We start from the raw sequence: 24967 nt of genomic DNA on the forward strand, positions 1-24967 counted from the left end.
TGAAGGTTTCCCTGATTACCCTGCTTAAAACCGCATTGTCGGCAATGGCCTCAAACCCGCCATTCGTACAAATCCTCACCATTCTCGAACATTCGCTCCAACCCGCCGCTCGTACCCAGCTAAACAAAGGTGTTCCTTCACGACTTTCAGTTTCGGAATCGCTGAAGGAATAGCCTCGGTTTCACTTGGAATCTGATGGCCCGCCGGGACTGTATACCGTGAACAGCTCTTTGGGTTCGTTCACCCCGCGCAGCATGTAGCGCCCGACCGAGATGAGGTCTTGTGCGCAGGGGCGTGCCGCGACCGCGACGTCGTCCGAGATCAGGATTCGCTGACCCAGCGACCGGTGCATTCCCGAAATCCGGGCGGCCTGATTGACGGCGGGGCCGATCACTGTGAAATCCAGCCGTGTTTCGGAGCCGATATTGCCATACAGGATTTCGCCGGAATGCAGGGCCAGCGTGAAATTCGCAACCGGCAGCCCCTGCGCCTGACGTCTGGCGTTCAATTCATCCATACGGGCTTGCAGCAAGGGCACCGCGCTGAGCGCGGCACGGGCGTCCTCGTCGATTTCGCCGACATCGAACATGGCCATCAGCCCATCGCCCATGAATTTCAGGATATTCCCACCCTTGTCGTGCACAACGCCCACGGCCACGGCCAGGTAATCATTGAGCATGTCGATGATCTCGTGACCCGGCAGATCTTCAGACAGGTTGGTGAACCCTTCCAGATCGAAATTCCAGATCACCGCATCGATCTGCTGCAATGATCCGCGACGAATCTCACCCGACAGGACGCGGCGCCCGGCATCACGACCCAGATAGACCCGCATCAGGTCTTCGGTCAGGTTCTGGTTCTTGGCGGATTTAAGCGCCAGCCCCAAATGCGGCAATACCGCATGAATGTGCCTGAGATCGCTGTCATCAAACCCGGACGGCGCATCGCTGGCCCAGGACATAAGGACGCCATCACTGACTTTTTTGGTACCGTCGGGGCGCATCTTCCCCGACCCCTCATACGAGATGCCGGTGGCATAATAATCGGTCGCCCCAACCTCTCTCAGGTCGTTCAACAACGGAAATCGGCTGGGTTCATTATGGTCGACCAGTTTGACCCGGATTTCACCCAGATCCTCGTTCAGCAGCGCATAAAGCGGGCTTTGTTGCCACATTTCGCTGGGCGTATCCGTGTTTTCGAACTTCTCGGATTCACCGCCGGTGCTTTTGTACCAGCTATATCCGGTTCCGCCATAAACCGGGTGCAAGGTCGACTGCGCCGCATGAAACCGCATCAGCGGAATGCCCATATCGATCAGACTGGTGCAGAACCCTTCCAGCAACTCTTCCTGCCCGGCACCCTCAAGCCCCTTTTGGACCAACCAGTCGATCAGGGTGTGTGTGGATACCTTGGCAGGTTCGAAAGACGTCATTTCAAATTCCGTATCAAGCATGACACACATCTGGGGACGGCGGGCGCCAATTACCAGTGGTCAATCCACGCCAGCCAACCGTCGCAACATCTGGCGCAGCAAGGCGGCCTCTTTTTCGCTGAACAGGCCCGACAGCCTGGCGTCATAGCTTGCGGCCACCCCGTACAAGTCGCGATACACGGCTTGCCCGGCGGGTGTCAGTGTCAGCCATTCCGCCCGACGATCAGCCTCGTCCCGTGTGCGTTTCAGGTATCGGCGCTCCTCGAGCTTGGCAACTGCACGGCTGATCTTGGTCTTGTGCATTCTGGCCCGTTCACCAATTTCCTTGGCGGTCATTTCGCCAAACAGCCCCAGATGGAACAGCACTCGCCATTCGGTTCTGAGCATTCCGTACCGCCCCTTGTAGACAGCCTGAAATTCCAACGAGGCGCGCTCGGCCGCCTGGTTCAGCAGGAACGGCAGAAAATTCTGCAGGAAAAAGTCATCATTTTTTTCAGATTCGTCATGTGTCATGCTTGTTAGTTACAAAATCAACTATTAACCGACAAGCAGCAAACGGAGGAATACGTAATGAACCGTCCGACGGATCCGCATTCATTGACGCAAGCAGCAACGCCTGTTGGTACCCACGCCGGTTACATGCCCGGCTTTGGCAACGACTTTGAAACCGAGGCGCTGCCCGATGCGCTGCCGCAGGGGATGAACAGCCCGCAAAGGTGCAACTACGGGCTTTACGGTGAACAGCTGAGCGGCACGGCCTTTACCGCCAACCCGCCTGAACGCACCTGGTGCTATCGTATTCGCCCGTCGGTAAAGCATTCGCACCGTTACGAAAAAATCGACTTGCCCTATTGGAAATCGGCCCCCTGCATCGACCCGGATGTGATCAGCCTGGGCCAGTATCGTTGGGATCCGGTGCCGCATTCCGACGAAGGTCTGAACTGGATGACCGGGATGCGGACCATGACGACGGCGGGGGACGTGAACACCCAGGTTGGCATGGCCTGCCATATCTATCTGGTCACCGAATCCATGGTCGACGACTATTTCTTCTCGGCCGATTCCGAGTTGCTGGTGGTGCCACAGGAAGGACGCCTGCGCTTTGCGACTGAACTGGGAATCATTGACCTTGAGCCCAAGGAAATCGCGATCATCCCGCGTGGACTGCTCTACCGGGTTGAAGTCCTGGAAGGCCCGGCACGCGGCTTTGTCTGCGAGAATTACGGCCAGAAGTTTGAACTGCCGGGTCGCGGTCCGATCGGGGCCAACTGCATGGCCAACCCGCGTGATTTCAAAGCTCCGGTCGCTGCCTATGAGGATCGTGAAACCCCGTCGACCGTGACGATCAAATGGTGTGGCCAGTTTCATACCACTAAAATCGGACACAGCCCGTTGGATGTGGTGGCGTGGCACGGCAATTATGCACCCTACAAATACGATCTGCGCAACTATTGCCCGGTTGGCGCGATCCTGTTTGACCATCCCGACCCGTCGATCTTTACCGTTCTGACGGCACCCTCTGGCCAGCCCGGCACCGCAAATATCGACTTTGTCCTGTTCCGCGAACGCTGGATGGTGATGGAGGATACGTTCCGCCCGCCCTGGTATCACAAGAACATCATGTCCGAGCTGATGGGCAACATCTACGGTCAATACGATGCGAAACCGCAGGGCTTCGTTCCCGGTGGCACCAGCCTGCACAACATGATGATCCCGCATGGCCCCGACAGGGAAGCCTTTGACAAGGCGTCCTATTCCAATCTGGGGCCGGAAAAGCTGGACCAGACGATGTCGTTCATGTTCGAAACCCGGTTCCCCCAGCACCTGACACCGTTTGCCGCCAATGAGGCACCGCTGCAGGACGACTATATCGACTGCTGGACATCGCTTGAGAAGAAGTTCGACGGCACACCGGGCAAGAAATGACCCTCAGACCGGGTTCGCCAGACGGCACCCGTCCTGACGGCGATGAACATACCCATTCCGGTTGCAGACGTCTTGTCGCCGCAACCGGAAAACAAAGACGGGACCCTGGCAGTCGACATGCTGCAACTGCGCCCGCTGTGGGCTTTGGCGCCTGTCTATTCGGGGTTATGATCGTTTCGAACCACGTACCAAATATAGCAAAATAGGGGCAAAATATGCCTTTGATGAAGTCCTGGGTGGCCTCGGCCAATGACGCGGCGCATCCGTTTCCACTGAACAACCTGCCTTACGGTGTCTTCTCGACCGAAGGCAATGATCCGCGCTGCGGCGTGGCCATCGGTGACATGATCCTCGACGTTACCGCCGCCGAAGCCGAGGGGTTAATCACCCTAAGCGATGAGCCGCTGTTCGATCTGCCGTTCTGGAACCCTTTGATGGAGGAAGGCCCCGCCGTCTGGGCGGCCCTGCGTGAGCGGCTGATCAGCATTCTGGCCGAGGGCTCGGACGAGCAAAGCAAGATCGAACCGCTGCTTGTACCGCAGGCCGAAGCCCAGATGCACTTGCCCTTCGCGGTCAGCGAATACACCGATTTCTACGCCGGGCGAAACCATGCCTTCAACGTGGGCACCATGTTCCGTGGCCCGGAAAACGCGCTGCCGCCGAACTGGTTGCACATTCCGATTGGCTATAACGGACGGGCGTCCTCGGTCGTGGTGTCCGGCACGGATATCCGCCGCCCGTGGGGACAGCTGAAATCCCCCGATCAGGACCTGCCCGCCTTCCTGCCCTGCCGCCGCTTTGATATCGAGTTGGAGATGGGCGCCATCGTGGGCACGCCCTCGGATGGCCCGATAACCGTGCAGGAAGCTGACGACCATATCTTCGGCTACGTTCTGCTGAACGACTGGTCGGCACGTGATATACAAGCCTGGGAATACCAGCCGCTGGGCCCGTTTCAGGCCAAGGCAACCGCAACCTCGATCAGCCCCTGGATCGTGACCAAGGCTGCACTCGAGCCGTTCCGCTGTGACACGCCAGCCCGCGAGTTCGCGCTGCTGGACCACCTCAAGGATTGCGGCCCGATGCTGTATGACATCGATTTGGCCGTCTCCATGGCACCCGAAGGCCAAGACGCCACGACCATCGCGCGAACCAACTACAACCAGATGTACTATTCCGCCGCGCAACAACTGGCCCACCACACCACATCGGGATGCCCGATGAACACGGGCGACCTGCTGGGGTCAGGCACCATATCCGGCCCAACCAAGCCCGAACGCGGATCACTTCTGGAACTCAGCTGGGGCGGGAAAGAGCCACTGACGCTGGACACAGGTGAAACCCGAAGCTTCATCGAAGACGGCGACACGATGACCCTGACCGGCGCTGCCAGGGGCGACGGCTATACTATCGGGTTCGGCGACTGTACCGGCACCGTTCTGCCTGCACTCAACTCCCCATTCGAACGATGACGCACTGAGCTTCATCTTTTTCCAAATACTCCCGCCGGAGGCATCCAACCCCTGCCTTCCGCGCAACCGCAAAAGGACAAAACCAAGATGGCCAAAGCATTCGCGTCCCAGGGGGACATGTCGGAAAAGAAAATCTCGTTCACTGAAGTGGGCGAAGGGCTTTATGCCTTTACCGCCGAGGGCGACCCGAACTCGGGTGTGATCATTGGCGATGACAGCGTGATGATCGTCGAGGCGCAGGCGACCCCGCGCCTGGCCAACAAGGTGATCGAATGCGTGCGGTCTGTGACCGACAAGCCGATCACCCATGTGGCGCTGACCCATTACCACGCTGTGCGGGTCTTGGGTGCCAGCGCTTTTGGCGCGCAACAGATTCTGATGTCCGACATGGCCCGTGCCATGGTGGTGGAACGCGGTCAGGAAGACTGGGACAGCGAATTCCAGCGCTTCCCGCGCCTGTTCGAAGGGCATGAAAGCATCCCCGGCCTGACCTTGCCCACCACCACCTTCAGCGACACGATGACCGTTTATCTGGGCAATCGCCGGATCGACCTGATGCATCTGGGGCGCGCCCATACCGCCGGTGATATCGTCATCCACGTGCCAGACCAGAACGTGATGTTCACCGGCGACATCGTCGAATATCACTCGGCCTGCTATTGCGGTGACGGGCATTTCAACGACTGGGGAGACACGCTGGACGAGATCAAGTGGTTCGATGTCGACGCCATCGCACCGGGTCGCGGCGATGCGCTGGTTGGCAAGGACATGGTCAATGCCGCCATCGAAAACACTCGCGATTTCGTCGAAAGCACCTACCGCCCGGCGGCCAGGGTTGCGGCGCGCGGTGGCAGCCTGAAAGAGGCATGGGATGCAGTCCGCGCCGAATGTGACCCGAAATTCGCCAGTTACGCGATCTACGAACACTGCCTGCCGTTCAACGTCGCCCGCGCCTACGACGAAGCCCGTGGCATCGACACACCCCGCATCTGGACCGCACAGCGCGATCTTGAGATGTGGGAGGCCCTGCAGGGGTAAGGAAAAACGACCCAGTTTGATCCAGATCGTTTTAGGCGGCGGGATTCAATGAAACCATATGCCAAAGGCTTCGGCACATGTTGCCGGGGCACAGGACATGCAGCACTTTGGCGCATCTGCTTGGGGGGAAGCCCATGAACAAGATCTTTGAAACTCCGCTTTACGGCTATGAACGCAGTCCGGATCAGGACAGCCCGACGCCAGTTCGGCGCAAGGTTATCGTGATCGGCGCGGGCCCGGTTGGTCTGGCCGCCGCGATTGATCTGGCGCAGCAAGGGGTTGACGTCGTGGTTCTGGACGAGAATGACAAGGTCAGTTTCGGCAGCCGCGCCATCTGTTTCTCGCAACGCACGCTGGAAATTGCCGACCGGCTGGGATGCGGGCGCCGACTGGTCGACAAGGGCGTCCTGTGGGATCGGGGCAAGGTCTTCTTCGATGATCGGCAGGTCTATGACTTCAACCTGCAACCGGATGAAGGTTATGCCAACCCTGCCTTCATCAACCTTCAGCAATACCATTTTGAGAACTATTTCGTTGAACGGGTCCGCGAGTTGCAGGCAGAAGGCGCACCGATTGAGATACGCGGACGCAACAAGGTCGAGGCGATTGGCACGCATGACGATCACGTGCGGCTGGAGGTCGAGACACCAGAAGGACCTTACACAATCGAAGCCGATTGGCTGATTGCCTGTGATGGCGCGACATCGCCCGCCCGGCGGATGTTGGGCATTGATTTCGAAGGACGGATATTTGAAGACAACTTCCTGATTGCAGACGTGATCATGGATGCGGATTTTCCGTCTGAACGCTGGTTCTGGTTCGATCCGCCGTTCAATCGCGGGCAATCCGCCTTGCTGCACAAACAGCCCGACAATGTGTGGCGCATCGACCTGCAACTGGGTTGGGATATCGACAAGGAACGCGAAAAGCGCCCGGAGAACGTGATTCCCCGCCTCAAGGCGATGCTGGGCGATGATGTCGAGTTTCAGCTGGAATGGGTCTCGATCTATACGTTCCAGTGCCGCCGCATGGAAAGCTTCCGCAAGGGACGTGTCCTGTTTGCGGGCGACAGCGCGCATCAGGTCAGCCCCTTTGGCGCGCGTGGGGCCAATTCCGGCCTTCAGGACACCGACAACCTGTGTTGGAAACTGAAGCTGGTTCTGGACGGGAAAGCACCTGAAACTCTGCTGGACAGCTACAACGCCGAACGCGTGTACGGGGCGGACGAGAACATCCTGAATTCCAGCCGGTCGACCGATTTCATCACCCCGAAATCCGAGATGTCGCGGATCCTGCGCGATGCGGTACTGGACCTGAGCGAACATTACGACTTCGCCCGCCCGCTGGTGAATTCGGGCCGCCTGAGTCAGCCCTGCACCTATGACGGATCTTCGCTGAATTCTGCGGACGCGCTGAACGGCCCCGCCGGAACGCGACCGGGTTCGGCCTGCCCCGACGCTCCGCTTGGTGACGAATTTCTGCTGCCCAAGCTTGCAGGCAAGTTCACGCTTTTGACCATTGATGCAGACGCCCCTGATACCCTGGAAGAAGATGGGATCGAGGTCACGCGACTGGCGCTGTCGGTCAAGGATGATATGACGCTGGCCCTCAAACGCCGCTATCTGGGTGACGCGACCAGCGCGGTCTACCTGATCCGCCCGGACCAGCATGTGGCGGCCCGGCGTGACAGTTACGAAGAAAACACCTTCCGGCACGCGATCCGCAGAGCCTGCGGTAAGGAGTAAGCCCCATGTCAGACCTGATCCTAACCCCGAACATCAAAAACGCCGATGACTTCTATGCCGAACTTCTGGCCGCGCATGAAGGCCTGGAAAAAGCAGACAGCGACGCGCTGAATGCGCGGCTGGTGCTGGTGCTGGCCAACCACATCGGTGACAGTACGGTTCTGACGGACGCCCTTCGCGCTGCCGCTTTGACTGACAGTTGACAGGCCCGGGCGTGAGCGACGTCGTCCTTTATGACTATTGGCGGTCCTCGGCCAGTTACCGGGTGCGGATCGCCCTGAATCTGGCCGGGATCGCGTATCGCCCGGTTGTTGTCGATCTGGTGGGCGGCGCACAAAAGGGCGATGAACATATCGCGCGAAACCCACAGGGCTTTGTGCCGGTTCTGGATATTGACGGGCTACGGCTGACGCAATCGCTTGCCATCCTCGACTATCTGGACCGGACCCGGCAGTTGAACCTTCTGCCTGATGATCCGGCGGAACGCGCGCGTGTTCAGGCGCTGGCTTATGCGATTGCGGTCGACATCCATCCGGTCTGCAACCTTTCCGTTGCGCGCTATGCCACCACCCTGAGCCATAACGCCCCCGACATGCCCGGCGACTGGATGCTGCATTTCATCAAACCCGGGTTGCAGGCGTTCGAAACCATGTTGGGGGATTTCGAACAGACCCCCTATTGTGTTGGGTCAAAGCCCGGTCTCGCCGACCTCTGCCTGATCCCGCAGATTTATAACGCACGCCGGTGGCAGGTTGATCTGTCGGATATGCCCCGCCTGCTGCGGGTTGAAGAGGCCTGCGCCGATCACCCCGCCTTTGTCGCGGCGCATCCCGACGCACATGCGCCGCACTAAACCTGCACAGACCCTGTTTGCATGTGCAGCTAGGTTTTTATCGTTTTGAGCCTTAGCTTTGAGCCAACAAAGCAGATGAGGTTTCTATGCCCGAGATCACCGGCTATCACGCCCATATCTATTTCGATGCCGACACGCAGGACACCGCGCGACAGGTCTGTGATGAGGCGGCCCGCCTGTTCCCTGTTCAAATGGGCCGGATGCACGCCCGAAACGTCGGCCCCCATTCGCGCTGGAGCTGCCAGCTGGGCTTTGCTGCCAGCGCATTCGACCAAGTCATCCCATGGCTGATGCTGAACCGGCAGGGCCTGACGGTCTTCACGCACCCGGAAACCGGTGAACATCTGGAGGATCACCGCGACCGCGCGATCTGGATGGGTGAGATGCTGGCGTTGGACCTGTCGATCTTCGACAATCTTTAACCCAGCGCCCGTGCCTGATCCCGCAGAACGAATTTCTGCACCTTGCCGGTTGATGTCTTGGGCAGGGTGCCGAACACAACCGTTTTGGGTGCCTTGAAATGGGCCATCCGGTCGCGACAGAAGGCGATAAGCTCTGCCTCGGTTGCGGCTGCGCCGGGTTTCAACTCGACAAAGGCGCAGGGCGTTTCGCCCCATTTCTCATCGGGACGGGCCACCACTGCAGCCTCCATCACCGCCGGATGCTTGTAGAGGATACCTTCGACCTCGACAGATGAGATATTCTCGCCGCCCGAGATGATGATGTCCTTTGAACGGTCCTTGAGCGCGATATAGCCATCGGGGTGCATGACGCCCAGATCACCGGACGCGAACCAGCCACCGTGAAAGGCCTTGTCGGTAGCGTCGGGATTCTTGAGGTATCCTTTCATCACCACGTTGCCCTGCATGAATATCTCACCCATGGTTTCGCCATCAGCCGGAACCGGTTCCAGCGTTTCCGGGTCGGCCACCATCAGTCCGGACAACGCTGTATAGCGCACCCCTTGCCGCACCTTGAGGGCCGCGCGATCTTCAGGCCCTTTGCTGTTCCATTCGTCTTTCCATGCGCAGACAACCGAAGGCCCATAGGTTTCGGTCAGGCCATAGACATGCGTGACCTCGACACCCATCGCCTCCATCGCTTCGATCACGGCCGCAGGCGGCGGGGCACCTGCCGTCATCACCTTGATCTGGTGGTCAAAGTCCTTCAACTCATCCGGAGCGTGGGCCAGCATGTTCAGAACGATCGGCGCACCGCAGAAATGGGTCACTTTCTCGTCCCGGAAAGCAGCATAGATCGGTTCGGCCCGCACCGCGCGCAAGCAAACGGAAACACCTGCATTGGCTGCCATGGCCCACGGGAAGCACCAGCCGTTGCAGTGGAACATCGGCAGGGTCCACAAATAGACCGAATGCTTGGGCATATCCCAGTCCAGCAAATCGGACTGCGCATTCAGGGTCGCGCCGCGATGGTGGTAAACCACGCCCTTGGGGTTGCCCGTGGTGCCCGAGGTATAATTCAGGGTGATCGCGTCCCATTCGTCCGCTGGCAGTGACCAGTCAAACGCGGGGTCGCCTTCGGCCAGCAGGGCATCATAGGTCAGGCGGCCCAGCTTTTCACCGCCGTCGAAGGTGGGGTCTTCGATATCGATGACCAGAATGTCATGATCGACCTGTTGCAGCGCATCTTTCACCACATCCGAAAACTCGGGGTCGACCAGCAGCGCCTTGGCTTCGGCATGGCTCAGGATGAATGCGACAATCGGCGCATCCAGCCGTGTGTTGATTGCGTTCAGAACAGCGCCCGTCATGGGCACGCCAAAATGCGCCTCGTACATTTCCGGGATGTTGGCCGCGATTATCGAAACGGTATCGCCCCGTCCAATCCCACGCGCTGTCAACGCACTCGCCAGACGCCGGCAACGGGCATAGGTTTCAGCCCAGGAATACCGGCGATCCCCATAAACCACGGATGGATAATCCGGGTAGACCTGCGCCGTCCGTTCAATGAACGTAAGGGGCGACAGGGGTGTGTAATTTGCCCGGCATTTGTCCAAATGACGCTCGTAGATATGTGTCGCTGCCATCCGCTGTCCTCCCGAAACGCAGTTTGGGCGAATTGAGCACAAAGTTCGCGTTCTGACAAACCCGTAGAAATACGGCGGCAAAACTGACTGGCGATACGGGATGATACGATCTGGCCCTATCTACATCCGGGCTTTCGCGGTGATCTGAAGCATCTTAAACACATGCCGGGATGAGGCATTTCCATATCCCGTGCACCGCTTCCTCACTGAAAGGACATGTCATGGACGGCACGTTCAACGAAAACGATCTTTCCCGCGTGGTCGAGGCCGACCGCGCCCATATCTGGCACCATCTGATCCAGCATAAACCCTTTGAAACCAATGACCCACGCATCATTGTCGAGGGCAAGGGCATGCGTGTCTGGGACCAGAAAGGCAAAGAGCATCTGGATGCGGTTTCCGGCGGCGTCTGGACCGTCAACGTCGGCTATGGCCGCGAATCGATCTGCAAGGCGGTTTACGACCAGCTGATGAAGCTGTGCTATTTCGCCAATTCGGCCGGTTCGATCCCGGGTGCGCTGTTTGCCGAGCAACTGATCGACAAGATGCCGGGCATGAGCCGCGTCTATTACACCAACTCGGGATCCGAGGCGAACGAGAAGGCGTTCAAGATGGTGCGCCAGATCGCGCACAAAAAATACGGCGGCAAAAAAACCAAGATCCTTTACCGTGATCGGGACTATCACGGCTCGACGCTGGCGACCATGTCGGCAGGCGGTCAGGACGAGCGCACAGCGCAGTACGGTCCCTTCGCACCTGATTTCGTGCGCGTGCCGCATTGCATGGAATATCGCAAGCACGAGCTGGACGGCGCACCCGAAGAGAATTTCGGCGAATGGGCCGCAGATCAGATTGAAGCCGTCATCCTGCGCGAAGGCCCCGATACCGTAGGTGCGCTGTGCCTTGAGCCTGTAACAGCGGGTGGTGGTGTAATCGAAGCGCCTGAAGGATACTGGCAGCGCGTGCAGGAGATCTGCAAGAAATACGATGTGCTGCTGCATATCGACGAGGTTGTCTGTGGCGTGGGCCGCACCGGCACATGGTTCGGGTACCAGCAATACGGTATCAAACCCGATTTCGTGACCATGGCCAAGGGCGTTGCATCGGGTTATGCCGCGATTGCCTGCATGGTTACCACCGAGGAAGTCTTTGACTTGTTCAAAGACGATGCCGCGGACCCGATGAACTATTTCCGCGATATCTCGACCTTTGGTGGGTGCACCGCTGGTCCGGCAGCGGCCATCGAGAACATGCGCATCATTCAGGATGAAAACCTGTTGCAGAACTGCACGGATATGGGCGCGCGTATGACGAACAACCTTCTGGCGCTGATGGACAAGCACAAGGTCATCGGCGATGTGCGCGGCAAGGGCTTGTTCCTGGGGGCCGAACTGGTTGTGGATCGCGGCACCAAAGAGCCGGTGGACGAGAAACTGGCGCAGGCCGTTACTGCCGACTGTATGGCACAGGGCGTGATCATCGGCGTCACCAACCGCTCGATCCCCGGTCGCAACAACACGCTGTGCTTCTCGCCTGCGCTGATTGCTACGGCCGATGACATCGACCAGATCACCGACGCGGTTGACGGCGCGCTGGGGCGTGTGTTCGGGTAAGATCACCGATATCCCTAAAAAAAGAAACCGGCGCGTGTTGCGCCGGTTTTTTTGTCGGGATGCTGGTCGTGAATGTGTACGTTCAGCCGTGATTATTCGGCCGCAACACCAACCTTTTCACCGGTTGCGATCAGGCTGTCCGGAAGAACGAAAGCAACCAGAACAAAGACGGCACCCAGTGCGATACCGAGAATATCGCCGGACATTAACAAAACACCCTCGTAAGCGGATCCCGGAACTGTACCCAGGGTGACTTTGCCGCCAGCAATTCCATCGAGCAGACCCGTGGCCTTCCAGGCCGGATATGTCGCCATATAGGCCGCAGCACCCAACAAACCACCGACGATGAAGAACAAGGCGTCACGGCGACCGGACGCAGCGGCGCAGACCCCTGTTCCCGGACAGTAGCCCGATGCAGCCCAGCCCGCACCCAGTAACAATCCGCCAATGAAGACACCGACATAGGCCGATTTCACCGACATATGGCCGACATCCACAAACCCCAGCATCTGCCCGCCGAACATGAGGATCGAACCGGTTCCGATTGCCAGAAGGATCGTTTTCATCAGCTGGAGTCGACGCAGTGTCAGCATGCCCACAATCCAATTTGGATTCGCTGCGCCAATCCGGTCAAGTACGGCTCCGAAAGCGGCGCCAATGATGATCGCAAGAATGATTTCCATCGCCTTATCCTTTCCGGTAGATCAGCATTGCCGTAGGAATTGCCGCTGCAAATGCCCCGGCTGCAAAGATATAGCCTGACAGGGCTGTCTGCATCATACCGGACATCATGTGACCGGATGTGCACCCACCCGCCAACCTGGCCCCATAGAGGACGACAAAGCCGCCCAATAGCGCAACCAGGTTTCGAGCCCAGGGCGTATCGCCGTAGTTTTCGCGCCAGATCATGGGCAGCTTGCCCTCTCCGCGTTCCAGACCACCGCGCGCCTTGACCGACAAGAACGCCCCCGCGGCCATAGCCAAAACGAAAACAAAGCTGTAATTCAACGGATTGGATACGTACTTGGCGTATTTGCCATTGGATTTCGCCATGTATGCGTTGGATGAACTGTAACCGTCATCCGTCTGCGTCACGAATTCCGAATTGACGGTGTCCGCGATAATTCCGTCAAGGATGACGAATTGGGTCGAAACACCGATCGGCTTCACCAGAAGAACTGCCCCGAAGAACACGAGCCCTAGCAGAACACCTCCAACTTTCCAGTTTAGTGTCATGATTTCACCCTTTTCATTTATATTCATAAAATCATATATAATATGATCCGAGGGCTGTTACATGATCTAGATCAAACCGGTCATGCCTGAAACTGGTTGGCGTCATCCCAATGCAGAAGGGATGGATGCCCTGATCCAAGAAGCGCTTGGAATGCACCGCATGTTGCAACAAAAAAGACCGCCCCAAAGGGACGGCCTTTCTTTCACTGTCTCTTTTCAGAGGTTCAGGCAGCCAGAGCAGCCTGAGCTTTGGCGACGATCGCGCCGAACGCTTCCGGTTCGTGCACGGCCAGGTCGGCCAGAACTTTGCGGTCCACTTCGATACCGGCCAGGTTCAGACCGTTGATGAAGCGGGAATATGTCAGAGCCTCGTCATGGCTGCGCACAGCAGCGTTGATCCGCTGGATCCACAGCGCGCGGAAGTTGCGCTTGCGGTTCTTGCGGTCACGGGTCGCGTACTGGTTGGCCTTGTCGACGGCCTGAGTTGCGACTTTGAAGTTGCTCTTGCGACGACCATAATAGCCTTTTGCGGCCTTGATGATCTTCTTGTGACGGGCGTGAGTTACGGTTCCACCTTTAACGCGGGACATCTCTTACATCTCCTCTTAGCGGTCGTAGGGCATGTAGCCCTTGACGATCTTTGCGTCGGGGGCGGACAGGGTGGTGTTGCCACGGGCGTCGCGGATGAATTTCTTGGTCCGCTTGATCATGCCGTGCCGTTTGCCGGCCTGGCCAGCAAGGACCTTACCGGTCGCAGTCACCTTGAAGCGCTTCTTGGCGCTTGATTTGGTCTTCATCTTAGGCATTTCCGTCTCCTTTTTCGGGTTCGGTTTCAGACGCGACTCGGCATGCCATCTCGGCCGGTCACGCGATCAGAAGCGCCGTTTACGCAAGTTCGGTCATACTGGCAAGGGGGTTTGGACCAGAATCTGTGCTTTTTGCAGCCTGGTCAGGCACCGGGGCGACACAAGCCGCCCCGGTGATTGGATTTAGTGTTCGAATTTGCGGATTTCACCGCTTTTCAGCCTTGCGGAGTAGGACGCCAGTTCCTGCCGCACCACTTTCATCAGGAAGTAGAGGGCAAAGACGTTCACAACCGCCATCGCAAAGATCGCCGCATCCGAGAAGTCGATAACCGGGCCGAGGTTGGCCGCAGCGCCGATCACCACGAAGACGCAGAAGATGACCTTGAAGATCAGCTCTTTTGTGTGTCCTTCTCCGAACAGGTAGGTCCAGGCCTTGAGGCCATAGTAGGACCAGCTGATCATGGTCGAGAAGGCAAACAGGATCACCGCGATCGCAAGGATGTACGGGAACCAGCTGAACGCGCTGGCAAAGGCGGCAGAGGTCAGGCTGACGCCGGAATTGCCATCCACCGTTGCGATGGCGGAACCCGCCTCGTTCAGCATGTAGTTTCCGGTTTCGGGATCGATGATCAGCTGTTGCGTAATGATGATCACCAGCGCCGTCATGGTACAGATCACGACGGTATCGATGAAGGGTTCAAGCAGCGATACAAAACCCTCGGTGATCGGCTCCTTGGTCCGAACCGCCGAGTGCGCGATAGCTGCAGAGCCCACGCCCGCCTCGTTCGAGAATGCCGCGCGCTTGAAGCCTTGGATCAGCGCACCGACCATGCCCCCTGCAACGCCCAGCCCCGTGAAGGCACCGGCAAAGATCTGACCAAAGGCCCAGCCGATCATGTCCGCATTCATCGCGATGATGACCAGTGCGGTTGCGACATACAGCACACCCATGAACGGCACGACTTTTTCAGTCACCCGAGCGATGGATTTCAGACCGCCAACAATGACCATGAACACGACCGCAGCAAAAACAATGCCAGTAATCCAGCCCGGATAGTCGCCAACGATACCCGCGATCTGCTGATGTGCCTGGTTGGCCTGGAACATGTTCCCGCCGCCCAATGCGCCCAGAATACAGAAGATCGAGAACAGCACCGCCAGGATCTTACCGCCCGGCAGGCCCAGCTCGTCAAAGCCCTTGGACATGTAATACATCGGGCCACCTGAAACGGTGCCATCTTCGTATTCGTTGCGGTATTTCACGCCCAGCGTACATTCGGTGAACTTTGATGCCATACCCAGAAGGCCCGCAAGGATCATCCAGAAGGTTGCACCCGGCCCACCGATGCCAATGGCAACGGCCACACCTGCGATATTCCCCAAGCCCACAGTGCCGGACAGCGCCGTGGCCAATGCCTGAAAGTGGCTGACCTCGCCCGCGTCGTTGGGATCGGAATAGTCACCTTTGACAAGGCTGATCGCGTGACCAAAGAACCGCAACTGCACAAGCGCGAAATACAGTGTGAAAACCGATGCAGCAATCACCAGCCACATGACGATCCACGGAAAGCTGGTTCCGGGCAGCGGTGCAAAGATGAAGCTGACAAACGGTCCGGTCAGGTTTGCAAAGGCCTGATTGATTTTTTCATCCAGTCCCGGCGCCTCTTGTGCAAGGGCAGGGCTGGCGGCAATGGTGGCGGCCGTTACGGCGCCAAGTGTTTTTAGCGTTCTCATTTTAGCCCTCCCCTCAGTTCACGACCGTAACCGGAACGTCGGCATGCATTACCAGATATTGCGTCGAACTGCCGAACAGGCGTTTCTTGATCCCGTCCGCAGATGCCCGACCCACGACGATTTGCGAGCCTCCGTTTTCGACCGTGATGGCGTTCAGCGTTTCCGCAACATCGCCATGGCGCACAATGCCCTGCGCTTCGAATCCCGCAGCCCTGAGGGCCTCAACAGCAGGTGTCACGACACGCGACATTGCCAGATCAACCTCTTCTTCGCGGCGCTTGTGGCGCTGGGCGTTTTCTTCAGGTGTCTGGAATGTGTAAGGTGACCATTCGATCACATAAGCGACCAGCAAATCGCACGTTCCGATCAGCTTTGCCAAATCCTTGGCAAAGGCAATCGCACGCTCGCCGGTTTCAGTCCCGTCGAGTCCTATGACAATCTTTGTTGTCATTTCGTTCCTCCGTTTTTGTTGTTAAGGCCGGGGCCCACGCCCCCGGCAGGGCGGCCGGAACTTGGAACTTTTCAACAAGACCGCCCTTTGGTAAGTATTAGGAAATTTCACTAGGAATTGGAGATTTTTTTGGGCCAATTTCAGTGTAATTTATCGTATTACGCCAAAAATACAGGGAATTTTACTGATTAGCAGAGATTTAGACAATATCGATCAACGCATCCTGCACGAGCTGGAGGCCAATGGACGGCTCTCGATAGTTGAGTTGGCGGCGCGCGTGAACCTGACCAATACACCCTGTTCCGAGCGTGTAAAACGACTTGAGAAGAATGGCTATATCAAAGGGTACAGAGCCGTTGTCGACAAGGAAAGAATGGGGCTGGCACTGCTGACCGTGGTGCAGGTATCCCTGGTCGCAACTGCGGAACAATCCCTTGTGAAATTCAATGAAGCCGTTCGGAGTGTTCAGGAAATCGAAAGCTGCCTGATGGTGGCGGGCTCGTTTGATTATCTTCTGACCGTTCGAACGCGCGATATTGCGCATTTCCGGCTGGTGCTGGGCGAGAAGATCAACAAGCTGCCGGGGATACACCAGACCAGCTCTTTTACAGTTATGGAGATTGTAAAAGAGCCGGTTGGCTGACACGACACTCGGGCCCGAGTGTCGGCCTTCCGTTATTCCGGATCCGTGCTGTAGATCAGCCGTTCATCACACGGGGCCACGCGCAGAATGTTAGTCGTGCCCGGTACGTTGAAGGGGACACCGGCCGTAACCACGATCTGATCGGTTTCGGTTGCAAACCCCCCTGCCCGCGCCGCGCGGGCTGCGTTGACAACGGCGCTTTTGAACCGCTGGAGTTCGGGCGTCATGACGCAATTGCATCCCCAGCTCAGGCAAAGCCTGCGCGCGGTCCCCATCAACGATGTCATCGCGATGATCGGAACACCGGGACGTTCGCGGGCTGTCAATGAGGCGGTCGTTCCGCTTTGCGTAAAGCAACAGATGGCTTTGATATCGGTCTTTTCCGCAATCTCTCGGGCGGCCGCGACGATGGCATCGGCCACAGTGCTTCCTTTTGCCGTCCGGGACGCGGCGATGATCTGGGAATAGGTCGGGTCGGCCTCGACCTCGATGGCTACCTTATTCATGGTCTGCACGGCCTCAACCGGATAAGCACCTGCCGCCGATTCCGCGCTGAGCATAATGGCGTCAGTGCCCTCATAGATCGCGGTGGCCACATCCGACACTTCGGCGCGGGTGGGCATCGGGCTTTCGATCATGCTTTCCAGCATCTGGGTGGCGACTATGACCGGCTTGGCGGCACTACGGCACTTGCGGACCAGCCTCTTCTGAATGGGCGGCACCGCTGATACCGGCAGCTCCACTCCCAGATCGCCCCGCGCCACCATGATACCGTCCGAGGCATCGAGGATGTCGTCGAACGCCTCGACCGCCGCCGGCTTTTCGATCTTCGACAGAATCGCGGCGCGTCCATCAGCCAGCGCGCGGGCCTCGAACACATCCTTGGCGCGTTGCACGAAACTCAGCGCCAGCCAGTCAACGCCCAACTGGCAGACAAACTCCAGATCACCACGGTCCTTTTCCGACAAGGCCGCCAGCGGCAGCACCACATCCGGGACGTTCACACCTTTGCGGTTCGAGATCGTACCGCCGACCTCAACTGTGCAATTGGCAAAGTCCTGACCACAATCCTCAACGATCAGACGGATCTTGCCGTCATTGACCAGAAGGCGCGCGCCCGGTTCAAGGGCCGCGAAAATCTCGGGGTGCGGCAGGCACACGCGGGTGGTGTCGCCGGGGGCTGGATCAAGGTCCAGACGGAACGCCGCGCCCTCTTCCAGTTCCTCAGCATCATTTGCAAAAACACCAACCCGCAGCTTGGGGCCCTGAAGATCAGCCAGAATGGCAATCGGGCTGTCCAGATCCTTTTCAACCTGCCGAATGATCCTGTGGCGTTCGCGAATCTCATCATGGCTGCCGTGGCTCATGTTCAGACGGAACACATCCGCCCCGGCCTCGTGCAGGGCGCGAATGGTGTCATAGTCACTGGACGCCGGTCCCAGCGTCGCCACGATTTTTACATTTCTCAGGCGTCGCATTGGTCTTGACCTCCTCATGCCGGTTCAGATTGCGCAGATCAGCTTTTGCAAAATGTTACCGCAAACACTGCTGTGGCGCTTATTGCGCAATTCCCTTTTTAAAGCAACTGCCCTACACCTGCGACAAACTAGATGACAGGCTTATGACTTACACCCCGTTTTTTGTTCACGGCGCGGATCGCCCGTCCCGATGGCTGATCACATGCGACCACGCAACCAACATCGTCCCCCCCGAGGTCAATGACGGAGACCTTGGCCTGCCGCGCGAGGATATGGAGCGCCATATCGCCTATGATGTCGGCGCGTATGAGGTATCAAAACATCTGGGCGAGATTCTGAACGCGCCGGTGATTGCCGCCAATTTCTCGCGCCTCGTAATCGACCCGAACCGAGGGGAAGATGACCCCACGCTGTTGATGAAACTGTATGACGGGTCGATCATTCCCGGCAACCGCAATGCCGATGCCGCCGAACGCGAACGCCGCCTGAACATGTGCTATCGCCCCTACCACACAGCGTTGGCCGAGTTGGCGGCACTGCCACATGCGGTAATTGTGTCGATGCATTCCTTCACGCGCCAGTTGCGTGGACGTGACCCCCGACCATGGCACATTGGCGTATTGCACACCCCGGACGAGCGGTTTTCGCGCCCTTTGATCGACCGGCTGCAACAGGAAGATGACCTGTGCGTTGGTGTCAATGAACCCTATACCGGCGTTTTGCCAGGTGATGCGATTGACAAGCACTGCACCGCTTTTGGCCGTCCCAATGCATTGATCGAGCTACGCAATGATCTGATCGCCGATCATGCCGGACAACGGCATTGGGCCGAGCGGCTGGCGATAATCCTGCAAGAAGCGTTGGACGCCAGCGACCTTTGACCGCAAGGTTTGCAGGGACGTTCCACCCCTCACGCCATTGTGAGCAATGCCTCTGATCCCCATATATTGCGGGAAAGGGGATCGTCATGACACATGAGTTTCTGACAACGTTTTTCGGTTGGGTGGCCGCGCTTAATATCGCGGTTTTGCTGTTCACCACCGTCATGATTCTGCTTTTGCAGGACTGGATCGCTGGCATTCACGGCAGGATGTTTCAGATGGATCGCGCCGACGTGAAACGTGCCTATTTCAGATACCTTGCCAACTACAAGATCCTGACACTGATCTTTTGCATCGTGCCCTGGCTAGCCTTGAAACTGATGTAGGTAGCGCTGACCACGAGCGCCGTTGTTGTAACGACACGGCAGGATTGTTAGGTCAAACGCAACACACACTGCCTTCCGGAGCCACATGATGGACAAGCAAACCGAAATCGAACTTCAGGCTGCCGCCTTTCGTCGGCTGCAAAAGCACCTGATGGAAGACCGCACCGATGTGCAGAACATCGACATGATGAATCTGGCCGGGTTCTGCCGAAACTGCCTGTCACGGTGGTATCAGGAAGCGGCCAATGAAAAAGGCATCGAGATGGGCAAGGAAGAAGCCCGCGAGGTTTTTTACGGCATGACCATGGATGAGTGGAAGACCAACTACCAGACCGAAGCCGGCCCCGAGAAACAAGACGCCTTCAAGGTTGCCTTCGAAGAAAATGTCACCAAAAAAGGCTGACGCCTTAGAAAAGGCCCGCCGCTGCAGCGGGCCTTTTTCTTCAGATCGCCGCCTTGCGGCTTTCGTCCAGATAAATCTCGCGCAAGCGTTTTGCAATCGGCCCCGGCGTACCGTCACCCAGCGCAACTCCGTCGATTTCAACCACCGGCATCACAAAGGCACTGGCCGAGGTGGTGAATGCTTCGTCCGCCTCTTTGGCTTCGTCGATGGTGAACAGACGCTCTTCGATTTCCATCTGCGCCTCAGCCGCCATGCGCAGCACGGCCTTTCGGGTGATGCCGTGCAGGATGTCGTTGGACAGCGGGCGGGTGACAATCTTGCCGTTTTTGACGAAATAGGCGTTGTTGCTGGTGCCCTCGGTCACAAAGCCGTCCTCGACCAGCCATGCGTCGTCGCACCCCGCTTTCTTGGCCATCATCTTGCCCATCGACGGGTAGAGCAATTGCACCGTTTTGATGTCGCGGCGGCCCCAGCGGATGTCTTCGATCGAGATGATCTTGGCGCCTTTCCTTGCCGCCGGGCTGTCAGCCAGCCCCGGCTTGTTCTGCGTGAACAGAACGAGGCTGGGCTGGGTATCTGCCGACGGAAACACAAAATCCCGGTCGCCATCGCTGCCGCGCGAAACCTGCAGATAGACCAAACCTTCCTCGATACCGTTCAGCTCAATCAGCTTACGGTGGATTTCCAACAGTTCATCCTTGGTGCAGGGCTCGGCCATCTCCAGCTCGTCCAGCGAGCGCTTCAGACGGACTGAGTGACCTTCGAAGTCGATCAGCTTGCCGTCCAGCACACTGGTGACTTCGTAGACCGCGTCCGCAAACAGGAAGCCACGGTCAAAAATGGAAACCTTGGCCTCGGTCTCCGGCAGATATTCGCCATTTACGTAAACGGTGCGGGTCATGTTCGTCTCCTCAACCCCAAAGTGCGGCCGCAGGCGGGTGCACTCCGGCGTCGTCAAAATCCAGCGGGGTGTCGCGGTCTTCGGCCAACAGAAGCGGGCCGTCAAGGTCCGTTACCATCGCACCCTGTGCCAGCAATGTCGCAGGTGCCATGGCTAGCGAGCTGCCGACCATGCATCCCACCATAATGTCATAGCCTTCGGCAATCGCCGCTTTGCGCAACTCCAGCGCCTCGGTCAGGCCCCCGGTCTTGTCGAGCTTGATGTTGATGACATCATATTTGCCCTTCAACTTGGGCAGGCTGGCGCGGTCATGGCAGGACTCGTCAGCACAGACTGGCACCGGGCGCTTCATCCCGATCAATGCGTCGTCATCTCCTGCGGGCAAGGGCTGTTCCACCAACGCCACGCCCAGCCGCACCAGATGCGGGGCGAGGTCGGCGTAAACCTCGGCCGACCAGCCTTCGTTTGCATCCACAATGATCTTGGAGTTCGGCGCCCCTGCTCGCACTGCCTCAAGTCGGGGCATATCATCGGGCGTGCCCAGCTTGATCTTCAGAAGCGGGCGATGCGCGTTCCCGGCGGCCTGCGCCTGCATTGCCTCGGGGGTGTCCAGCGACAATGTATAGGCGGTGATCTCGGGGCCGGGCTTGGGCAGACCTGCCAGGTCCCAGGCGCGTTTGCCGGTTCGTTTGCACTCCAGATCCCACAAGGCGCAATCCACGGCGTTTCGCGCGGCACCTGCTGGCAGCAGACCCATCAGCGACCGGCGGTTGACATCCGCGGGCAGACCGGCAATCTCGGCCTCTACGGACTCCAGCGTTTCGTCATAACGCGCATAAGGAACGCATTCGCCCCAGCCCTGATGAGTTCCGTCCGACACCCGAACCGTCAGCACCTTTGCTTCGGTCCGCGACCCGCGCGAGATGGTGAAGACCTGCGCCAGCCGGAACACATCGCGAGAAACCTCAATCTGCACGCACCCGTTCCTTCATCTTTTCCCAAATACTCACGCCGGAGGCGAAACAGCCCCGCCTCCGGCGCATTGTTCAGATCACATTGCGGCCAGCGCGTCCACCAGCTTGCCCGAACCAAAGCGGAACGGGTCGGTCGCAGGCAGGCCCATATCCGCTTCGATCTTGGCCAGGTAGGCGGTCGCGTCAGCCTCGGACATGTGCTGCGTGTTGACCGAAACGCCAACAACCTGACAATCCGGGTTTGCCACTTTGGCCAGTGCCAGCGCGGTGTCGCGCAGGGCCTCCAATGTCGGCAGTTGATAGGTTGGCAAGCCGCGCATATGCGCACGGGTCGGTTCATGGCTCAGGATCAGGGCGTCCGGCTGGCCGCCATGGATCAGTGCCATGGTCACGCCGGAATAGGATACGTGGAACAATGATCCCTGCCCTTCGATCAGATCCCAGTGATCCTCGTCATTGTCCGGTGTCAGCCATTCGACCGAACCAGCCATGAAATCGGCAATGACTGCGTCCAGCGGCACACCGTCACCGGTGATCAGGATGCCGGTCTGGCCGGTCGCGCGGAAGGTCGATTTCATCCCGCGCTCACGCATCTCGGCGTCCATCGCCAGCGCGGTGTACATCTTGCCAACCGAACAGTCTGTTCCGACGGCCAGACACCGCTTGCCCTTGCGCTTGATCCCGTTTGCGATCGGATAATCGATCTCGGGCACCCGTACATCATGCAGTTTTCGCCCGGTTGCTTCGGCAACCGCTACCAGGTCGGGCTCATCCCGCAGCAGGTTATGCAACCCCGAGGCTAGGTCGAACCCTTCCTCAAGCGCCATAACCAGAACCTTTTTCCAGTCCTGGCTGATCACACCGCCGCGGTTTGCCACGCCGATCACCAGCGTCTTGGCTCCGGCTTCTTTCGCTTCGGTCAGGGTCATGTCAGTCAGGCCCAGATCGGCCTTGCAGCCATCCATTCGATACTGGCCCACGGCGTTTTCCGGACGCCAGTCCTTGATCCCAACAGCCACTTTGGCCGCCAATTGGTCGGGCGCATCGCCCAGGAACAGCAGGTACGGTGTCTCGATCATTGCGGTCACTCCTTTGATTCCGGGGCAGGCTAGAGAAGCGGCAAAACGAGCGCTTCGCGTTTTGGCCCGTCAACCACGAGCTATGCGCGAGTTTCTTGTGCAATATTCGCAATGTGTGCAAAAATCTTCGAAGTTTTCAAAATGATTAAACTTTAATCGCCCCAGCCGGGCAGTTTTGAAGCCGCTTTCTGCAACCGCATTGCCGCAGATGCACAATCGCTCTTGCGCCGTACCACGCAATTTAATACCTCATTGAGCAGAAAAATCGTAATTTCATTACTCAGACGAGGTCCAGATGAGCTTTCGCATCCAACCTGCCGCACCGGCGCGCCCCAATCGCTGTCAGCTGTTTGGCCCGGGGTCGAACACCAAACTGTTCCCGAAGATGGCAGCATCCGCCGCAGATGTGATCAACCTCGATCTTGAAGACTCGGTTGCACCTTCGGACAAGGATGCGGCCCGCGCCAATGTCATCGAAGCACTGAACACCGTGGATTGGGGCAACAAATACATGTCCGTTCGCATCAACGGATTGGACACCCCGTACTGGTATCGCGACGTTGTCGATGTACTGGAACAGGCGGGCGACCGTCTGGATCAGATCATGATCCCCAAAGTCGGCTGCGCGGCGGATGTCTATGCGGTAGACGCACTGGTCACTGCCATTGAACGCGCCAAAGGTCGTGCCAAACCGATCAGCTTCGAGGTTATCATCGAATCCGCAGCTGGCATCGCCCATGCCGAAGAAATCGCGGCCTCCTCGCCCCGTTTGCAGGCTATGAGCCTGGGAGCTGCGGATTTTGCTGCCTCGATGGGGATGCAGACAACCGGCATCGGCGGCACGCAGGAAAATTATTACATGCTGCACGAGGGTGCGAAACACTGGTCCGACCCATGGCATTGGGCACAGGCCGCCATCGTTGCCGCGTGCCGCACCCATGGCGTGCTGCCAGTCGACGGGCCCTTCGGTGATTTCAGCGATGACGAGGGGTACATTGCGCAGGCCAAACGCTCGGCCACGCTGGGCATGGTCGGTAAATGGGCGATCCACCCCAAGCAGATCGCGCTGGCCAATCAGGTGTTCACCCCATCAGAAGAAGCCGTGTCAGAGGCCCGAGAAATTCTCGCCGCGATGGAACAGGCCAAAGCCAATGGCGAAGGTGCGACAGTTTACAAAGGACGTCTGGTCGACATCGCGTCGATCAAGCAGGCCGAAGTGATCGTGGCACAGGCCGAACTGATCGCGGCCAACGGCTGAGAAACAAAAAAAGGCGCCTGCCCTGGCGCCTTTTTCAGGTGTTTTCTGGCGTCACCGCCCAAAGACAGCATTCGGCGTCCAGGTGAACCTTTCGCCTTTTTTACCCGACTTCATCATCAGGCAGGATGTTCCAAGCTTCTGGAAATAGATAATCTTGAGCGGGTACCACCCGGCCTTGGGCACTTCGACTTCGGTCCGCTGGTTGGCCTCGCAGCCCTGAATACCCGTGACATAGCCGATATTCTGGCCTCCGACGAATGCTTCTATCCCGTCATTCGACCAGGTTTCCAACTCGTAAACCCCAGGCGAGTCGAACCGCATATATCCCGTAATCTCGGCGGCAACATTGTAAGCTCCGTCAAATGTCATGACATTGTCACCCTGATTGGTGTCCCTGTAATCCAATCCCTGCAGCGGTTGCCCAGGCTGTGCTTTGGACAGCATGCTTTTTGCCTGACTCAGATCGCGGATCTTCTTGTGTTGATTGCCCGTGCCAATGTATTTCACATTCAGCCCTGCCTTCGGAGAAGGCTGCGGGTTGGCAGGTTGCAGTTTCAGCGGGGCAGACAAGGCAGCCCCGGCAACCACTGACAAGGCAATTGCGGCCGCCACTGTTCGAACGCGTTTCATCGTAATCTCCCTGTTTGCGTGCCGTTATGGCTGTGCATATC

Annotated in this window: 28 protein-coding genes; 14 read left to right on the forward strand and 14 right to left on the reverse strand. The window is 58.1% G+C overall.

Features of this window, described 5'->3' with window-relative positions; all coding sequences use genetic code 11:
• Positions 1-181 precede the first annotated feature (181 nt).
• Positions 182-1453 (reverse strand): adenylate/guanylate cyclase domain-containing protein, encoded by a 1272-nt coding sequence (locus ACR3E2_RS09920; protein WP_480483797.1) that lies wholly within the window; start codon positions 1451-1453, stop codon positions 182-184.
• A 39-nt stretch (positions 1454-1492) separates the two neighbouring features.
• Positions 1493-1945, reverse strand: coding sequence for a MarR family winged helix-turn-helix transcriptional regulator (locus tag ACR3E2_RS09925; protein WP_480483798.1), 453 nt, complete (start codon positions 1943-1945; stop codon positions 1493-1495).
• A 57-nt stretch (positions 1946-2002) separates the two neighbouring features.
• On the opposite strand from ACR3E2_RS09925, the gene hmgA reads away from it, so the two are divergent.
• The 8 genes from hmgA to ACR3E2_RS09965 all read left to right on the forward strand — a co-directional run bounded on the left by hmgA (position 2003) and on the right by ACR3E2_RS09965 (position 8888).
• Positions 2003-3358 (forward strand): homogentisate 1,2-dioxygenase, encoded by a 1356-nt coding sequence (gene hmgA / locus ACR3E2_RS09930; RefSeq protein ID WP_267365046.1) that lies wholly within the window; start codon positions 2003-2005, stop codon positions 3356-3358.
• A gap of 42 nt (positions 3359-3400) precedes the next feature.
• On the forward strand, positions 3401-3529 hold the full coding sequence (locus tag ACR3E2_RS09935; RefSeq protein WP_480492720.1) for a hypothetical protein: 129 nt from the start codon (positions 3401-3403) through the stop codon (positions 3527-3529).
• 44 nt (positions 3530-3573) lie between these two features.
• Positions 3574-4830: a fumarylacetoacetase gene (gene fahA, locus ACR3E2_RS09940; RefSeq protein WP_480483799.1), complete on the forward strand. Its 1257-nt coding sequence runs from the start codon at positions 3574-3576 to the stop codon at positions 4828-4830.
• Positions 4831-4917: 87 nt separating this feature from the next.
• Positions 4918-5868, forward strand: coding sequence for an MBL fold metallo-hydrolase (locus tag ACR3E2_RS09945; RefSeq protein WP_480483800.1), 951 nt, complete (start codon positions 4918-4920; stop codon positions 5866-5868).
• 134 nt (positions 5869-6002) lie between these two features.
• A complete protein-coding gene (locus ACR3E2_RS09950; protein WP_480483801.1) occupies positions 6003-7613 on the forward strand; it encodes an FAD-dependent oxidoreductase in 1611 nt (536 codons plus the stop codon).
• A 5-nt stretch (positions 7614-7618) separates the two neighbouring features.
• Entirely contained in the window at positions 7619-7816 is a 198-nt protein-coding gene (locus ACR3E2_RS09955; RefSeq protein WP_209506076.1) for a DUF2783 domain-containing protein, read from the forward strand.
• A gap of 11 nt (positions 7817-7827) precedes the next feature.
• Positions 7828-8466: a maleylacetoacetate isomerase gene (gene maiA, locus ACR3E2_RS09960; RefSeq protein ID WP_480483802.1), complete on the forward strand. Its 639-nt coding sequence runs from the start codon at positions 7828-7830 to the stop codon at positions 8464-8466.
• An 86-nt stretch (positions 8467-8552) separates the two neighbouring features.
• Positions 8553-8888 (forward strand): DOPA 4,5-dioxygenase family protein, encoded by a 336-nt coding sequence (locus ACR3E2_RS09965; RefSeq protein ID WP_480483803.1) that lies wholly within the window; start codon positions 8553-8555, stop codon positions 8886-8888.
• On the opposite strand, the gene ACR3E2_RS09970 is transcribed toward ACR3E2_RS09965, so the two are convergent.
• The gene (locus tag ACR3E2_RS09970; protein ID WP_480483804.1) at positions 8885-10513 is read right to left on the reverse strand and encodes an acyl-CoA synthetase; all 1629 of its coding nucleotides are present in this window, start codon (positions 10511-10513) and stop codon (positions 8885-8887) included. The two genes, ACR3E2_RS09965 and ACR3E2_RS09970, sit on opposite strands and share 4 nt — an antisense overlap.
• Positions 10514-10734: 221 nt before the next feature.
• Between ACR3E2_RS09970 and ACR3E2_RS09975 the strand changes: the two genes are divergently transcribed.
• The gene (locus tag ACR3E2_RS09975) at positions 10735-12126 is read left to right on the forward strand and encodes an aminotransferase family protein (protein WP_209506068.1); all 1392 of its coding nucleotides are present in this window, start codon (positions 10735-10737) and stop codon (positions 12124-12126) included.
• 92 nt (positions 12127-12218) lie between these two features.
• Here the strand turns inward: ACR3E2_RS09975 and ACR3E2_RS09980 are convergent, their stop codons facing one another.
• The 6 genes from ACR3E2_RS09980 to ACR3E2_RS10005 all read right to left on the reverse strand — a co-directional run bounded on the left by ACR3E2_RS09980 (position 12219) and on the right by ACR3E2_RS10005 (position 16353).
• Positions 12219-12809, reverse strand: a complete 591-nt coding sequence (locus ACR3E2_RS09980) for a YeeE/YedE thiosulfate transporter family protein (RefSeq protein WP_480483805.1) — start codon at positions 12807-12809, stop codon at positions 12219-12221.
• A 4-nt stretch (positions 12810-12813) separates the two neighbouring features.
• Positions 12814-13362 carry a YeeE/YedE thiosulfate transporter family protein gene (locus ACR3E2_RS09985; RefSeq protein ID WP_209506064.1) on the reverse strand — a complete coding sequence of 183 codons (549 nt, stop codon included), beginning with the start codon at positions 13360-13362 and terminating at the stop codon, positions 12814-12816.
• A gap of 224 nt (positions 13363-13586) precedes the next feature.
• On the reverse strand, positions 13587-13952 hold the full coding sequence (gene rplT / locus ACR3E2_RS09990) for a 50S ribosomal protein L20 (protein WP_039523695.1): 366 nt from the start codon (positions 13950-13952) through the stop codon (positions 13587-13589).
• A gap of 15 nt (positions 13953-13967) precedes the next feature.
• Positions 13968-14168, reverse strand: a complete 201-nt coding sequence (rpmI, locus tag ACR3E2_RS09995) for a 50S ribosomal protein L35 (RefSeq protein ID WP_010443552.1) — start codon at positions 14166-14168, stop codon at positions 13968-13970.
• Between the two features lie 183 nt (positions 14169-14351).
• Positions 14352-15902 carry an alanine/glycine:cation symporter family protein gene (locus ACR3E2_RS10000; protein ID WP_480483806.1) on the reverse strand — a complete coding sequence of 517 codons (1551 nt, stop codon included), beginning with the start codon at positions 15900-15902 and terminating at the stop codon, positions 14352-14354.
• Positions 15903-15915: 13 nt separating this feature from the next.
• Positions 15916-16353 (reverse strand): universal stress protein, encoded by a 438-nt coding sequence (locus ACR3E2_RS10005; RefSeq protein WP_209506060.1) that lies wholly within the window; start codon positions 16351-16353, stop codon positions 15916-15918.
• A 208-nt stretch (positions 16354-16561) separates the two neighbouring features.
• Here ACR3E2_RS10005 and ACR3E2_RS10010 point away from each other — a divergent pair, with 208 nt between their 5' ends.
• Complete coding sequence (locus ACR3E2_RS10010; RefSeq protein WP_480483856.1) at positions 16562-16996, forward strand: Lrp/AsnC ligand binding domain-containing protein; 435 nt, start codon at positions 16562-16564, stop codon at positions 16994-16996.
• A 32-nt stretch (positions 16997-17028) separates the two neighbouring features.
• Here the strand turns inward: ACR3E2_RS10010 and pyk are convergent, their stop codons facing one another.
• On the reverse strand, positions 17029-18474 hold the full coding sequence (gene pyk / locus ACR3E2_RS10015; RefSeq protein WP_480483807.1) for a pyruvate kinase: 1446 nt from the start codon (positions 18472-18474) through the stop codon (positions 17029-17031).
• A gap of 143 nt (positions 18475-18617) precedes the next feature.
• Between pyk and ACR3E2_RS10020 the strand changes: the two genes are divergently transcribed.
• The 3 genes from ACR3E2_RS10020 (at position 18618) to ACR3E2_RS10030 (ending at position 20084) form a co-directional block, all read left to right on the forward strand.
• Positions 18618-19355: an N-formylglutamate amidohydrolase gene (locus tag ACR3E2_RS10020; protein ID WP_480483808.1), complete on the forward strand. Its 738-nt coding sequence runs from the start codon at positions 18618-18620 to the stop codon at positions 19353-19355.
• Positions 19356-19441: 86 nt separating this feature from the next.
• On the forward strand, positions 19442-19681 hold the full coding sequence (locus ACR3E2_RS10025) for a DUF6868 family protein (RefSeq protein ID WP_480483809.1): 240 nt from the start codon (positions 19442-19444) through the stop codon (positions 19679-19681).
• A gap of 88 nt (positions 19682-19769) precedes the next feature.
• Complete coding sequence (locus ACR3E2_RS10030) at positions 19770-20084, forward strand: DUF1244 domain-containing protein (protein ID WP_480483810.1); 315 nt, start codon at positions 19770-19772, stop codon at positions 20082-20084.
• 40 nt (positions 20085-20124) lie between these two features.
• Here the strand turns inward: ACR3E2_RS10030 and ACR3E2_RS10035 are convergent, their stop codons facing one another.
• The 3 genes from ACR3E2_RS10035 to dgcN form a co-directional block, all read right to left on the reverse strand.
• Positions 20125-20985 (reverse strand): D-amino-acid transaminase, encoded by an 861-nt coding sequence (locus ACR3E2_RS10035; protein ID WP_480483811.1) that lies wholly within the window; start codon positions 20983-20985, stop codon positions 20125-20127.
• Positions 20986-20995: 10 nt separating this feature from the next.
• The gene (gene dgcA, locus ACR3E2_RS10040) at positions 20996-21961 is read right to left on the reverse strand and encodes an N-acetyl-D-Glu racemase DgcA (RefSeq protein ID WP_480483812.1); all 966 of its coding nucleotides are present in this window, start codon (positions 21959-21961) and stop codon (positions 20996-20998) included.
• 75 nt (positions 21962-22036) lie between these two features.
• Positions 22037-23038 carry an N-acetyltransferase DgcN gene (gene dgcN, locus ACR3E2_RS10045; protein WP_267365121.1) on the reverse strand — a complete coding sequence of 334 codons (1002 nt, stop codon included), beginning with the start codon at positions 23036-23038 and terminating at the stop codon, positions 22037-22039.
• A gap of 295 nt (positions 23039-23333) precedes the next feature.
• On the opposite strand from dgcN, the gene ACR3E2_RS10050 reads away from it, so the two are divergent.
• On the forward strand, positions 23334-24296 hold the full coding sequence (locus tag ACR3E2_RS10050; RefSeq protein WP_480483813.1) for an L-malyl-CoA/beta-methylmalyl-CoA lyase: 963 nt from the start codon (positions 23334-23336) through the stop codon (positions 24294-24296).
• Positions 24297-24347: 51 nt separating this feature from the next.
• Here ACR3E2_RS10050 and ACR3E2_RS10055 read toward each other — a convergent pair whose 3' ends face one another.
• Positions 24348-24926, reverse strand: a complete 579-nt coding sequence (locus tag ACR3E2_RS10055; RefSeq protein ID WP_480483814.1) for a PA14 domain-containing protein — start codon at positions 24924-24926, stop codon at positions 24348-24350.
• Positions 24927-24967: the final 41 nt, after the last annotated feature.

The organism is Ruegeria sp. AL7 (assembly GCF_056536105.1).

Bases quoted from the DNA above. Each gene is read 5' to 3' on its own strand.
- ACR3E2_RS09925 (WP_480483798.1), bottom strand. From the start codon at position 1,945: ATGACACATGACGAATCTGAAAAAAATGATGACTTTTTCCTGCAGAAT.
- ACR3E2_RS10005 (WP_209506060.1), bottom strand. From the start codon at position 16,353: ATGACAACAAAGATTGTCATAGGACTCGACGGGACTGAAACCGGCGAG.
- dgcN (WP_267365121.1), bottom strand. From the start codon at position 23,038: ATGATCGAGACACCGTACCTGCTGTTCCTGGGCGATGCGCCCGACCAA.
- fahA (WP_480483799.1), top strand. From the start codon at position 3,574: ATGCCTTTGATGAAGTCCTGGGTGGCCTCGGCCAATGACGCGGCGCAT.
- ACR3E2_RS09965 (WP_480483803.1), top strand. From the start codon at position 8,553: ATGCCCGAGATCACCGGCTATCACGCCCATATCTATTTCGATGCCGAC.
- rpmI (WP_010443552.1), bottom strand. From the start codon at position 14,168: ATGCCTAAGATGAAGACCAAATCAAGCGCCAAGAAGCGCTTCAAGGTG.
- ACR3E2_RS10020 (WP_480483808.1), top strand. From the start codon at position 18,618: ATGACTTACACCCCGTTTTTTGTTCACGGCGCGGATCGCCCGTCCCGA.
- ACR3E2_RS09945 (WP_480483800.1), top strand. From the start codon at position 4,918: ATGGCCAAAGCATTCGCGTCCCAGGGGGACATGTCGGAAAAGAAAATC.
- ACR3E2_RS10055 (WP_480483814.1), bottom strand. From the start codon at position 24,926: ATGAAACGCGTTCGAACAGTGGCGGCCGCAATTGCCTTGTCAGTGGTT.
- ACR3E2_RS09935 (WP_480492720.1), top strand. From the start codon at position 3,401: ATGAACATACCCATTCCGGTTGCAGACGTCTTGTCGCCGCAACCGGAA.
- ACR3E2_RS09985 (WP_209506064.1), bottom strand. From the start codon at position 13,362: ATGACACTAAACTGGAAAGTTGGAGGTGTTCTGCTAGGGCTCGTGTTC.
- hmgA (WP_267365046.1), top strand. From the start codon at position 2,003: ATGAACCGTCCGACGGATCCGCATTCATTGACGCAAGCAGCAACGCCT.
- ACR3E2_RS09970 (WP_480483804.1), bottom strand. From the start codon at position 10,513: ATGGCAGCGACACATATCTACGAGCGTCATTTGGACAAATGCCGGGCA.
- ACR3E2_RS09980 (WP_480483805.1), bottom strand. From the start codon at position 12,809: ATGGAAATCATTCTTGCGATCATCATTGGCGCCGCTTTCGGAGCCGTA.
- ACR3E2_RS09975 (WP_209506068.1), top strand. From the start codon at position 10,735: ATGGACGGCACGTTCAACGAAAACGATCTTTCCCGCGTGGTCGAGGCC.
- ACR3E2_RS10030 (WP_480483810.1), top strand. From the start codon at position 19,770: ATGGACAAGCAAACCGAAATCGAACTTCAGGCTGCCGCCTTTCGTCGG.
- ACR3E2_RS10035 (WP_480483811.1), bottom strand. From the start codon at position 20,985: ATGACCCGCACCGTTTACGTAAATGGCGAATATCTGCCGGAGACCGAG.
- ACR3E2_RS09920 (WP_480483797.1), bottom strand. From the start codon at position 1,453: ATGCTTGATACGGAATTTGAAATGACGTCTTTCGAACCTGCCAAGGTA.
- ACR3E2_RS10025 (WP_480483809.1), top strand. From the start codon at position 19,442: ATGACACATGAGTTTCTGACAACGTTTTTCGGTTGGGTGGCCGCGCTT.
- pyk (WP_480483807.1), bottom strand. From the start codon at position 18,474: ATGCGACGCCTGAGAAATGTAAAAATCGTGGCGACGCTGGGACCGGCG.
- ACR3E2_RS09955 (WP_209506076.1), top strand. From the start codon at position 7,619: ATGTCAGACCTGATCCTAACCCCGAACATCAAAAACGCCGATGACTTC.
- ACR3E2_RS10050 (WP_480483813.1), top strand. From the start codon at position 23,334: ATGAGCTTTCGCATCCAACCTGCCGCACCGGCGCGCCCCAATCGCTGT.
- rplT (WP_039523695.1), bottom strand. From the start codon at position 13,952: ATGTCCCGCGTTAAAGGTGGAACCGTAACTCACGCCCGTCACAAGAAG.
- ACR3E2_RS09950 (WP_480483801.1), top strand. From the start codon at position 6,003: ATGAACAAGATCTTTGAAACTCCGCTTTACGGCTATGAACGCAGTCCG.
- ACR3E2_RS10000 (WP_480483806.1), bottom strand. From the start codon at position 15,902: ATGAGAACGCTAAAAACACTTGGCGCCGTAACGGCCGCCACCATTGCC.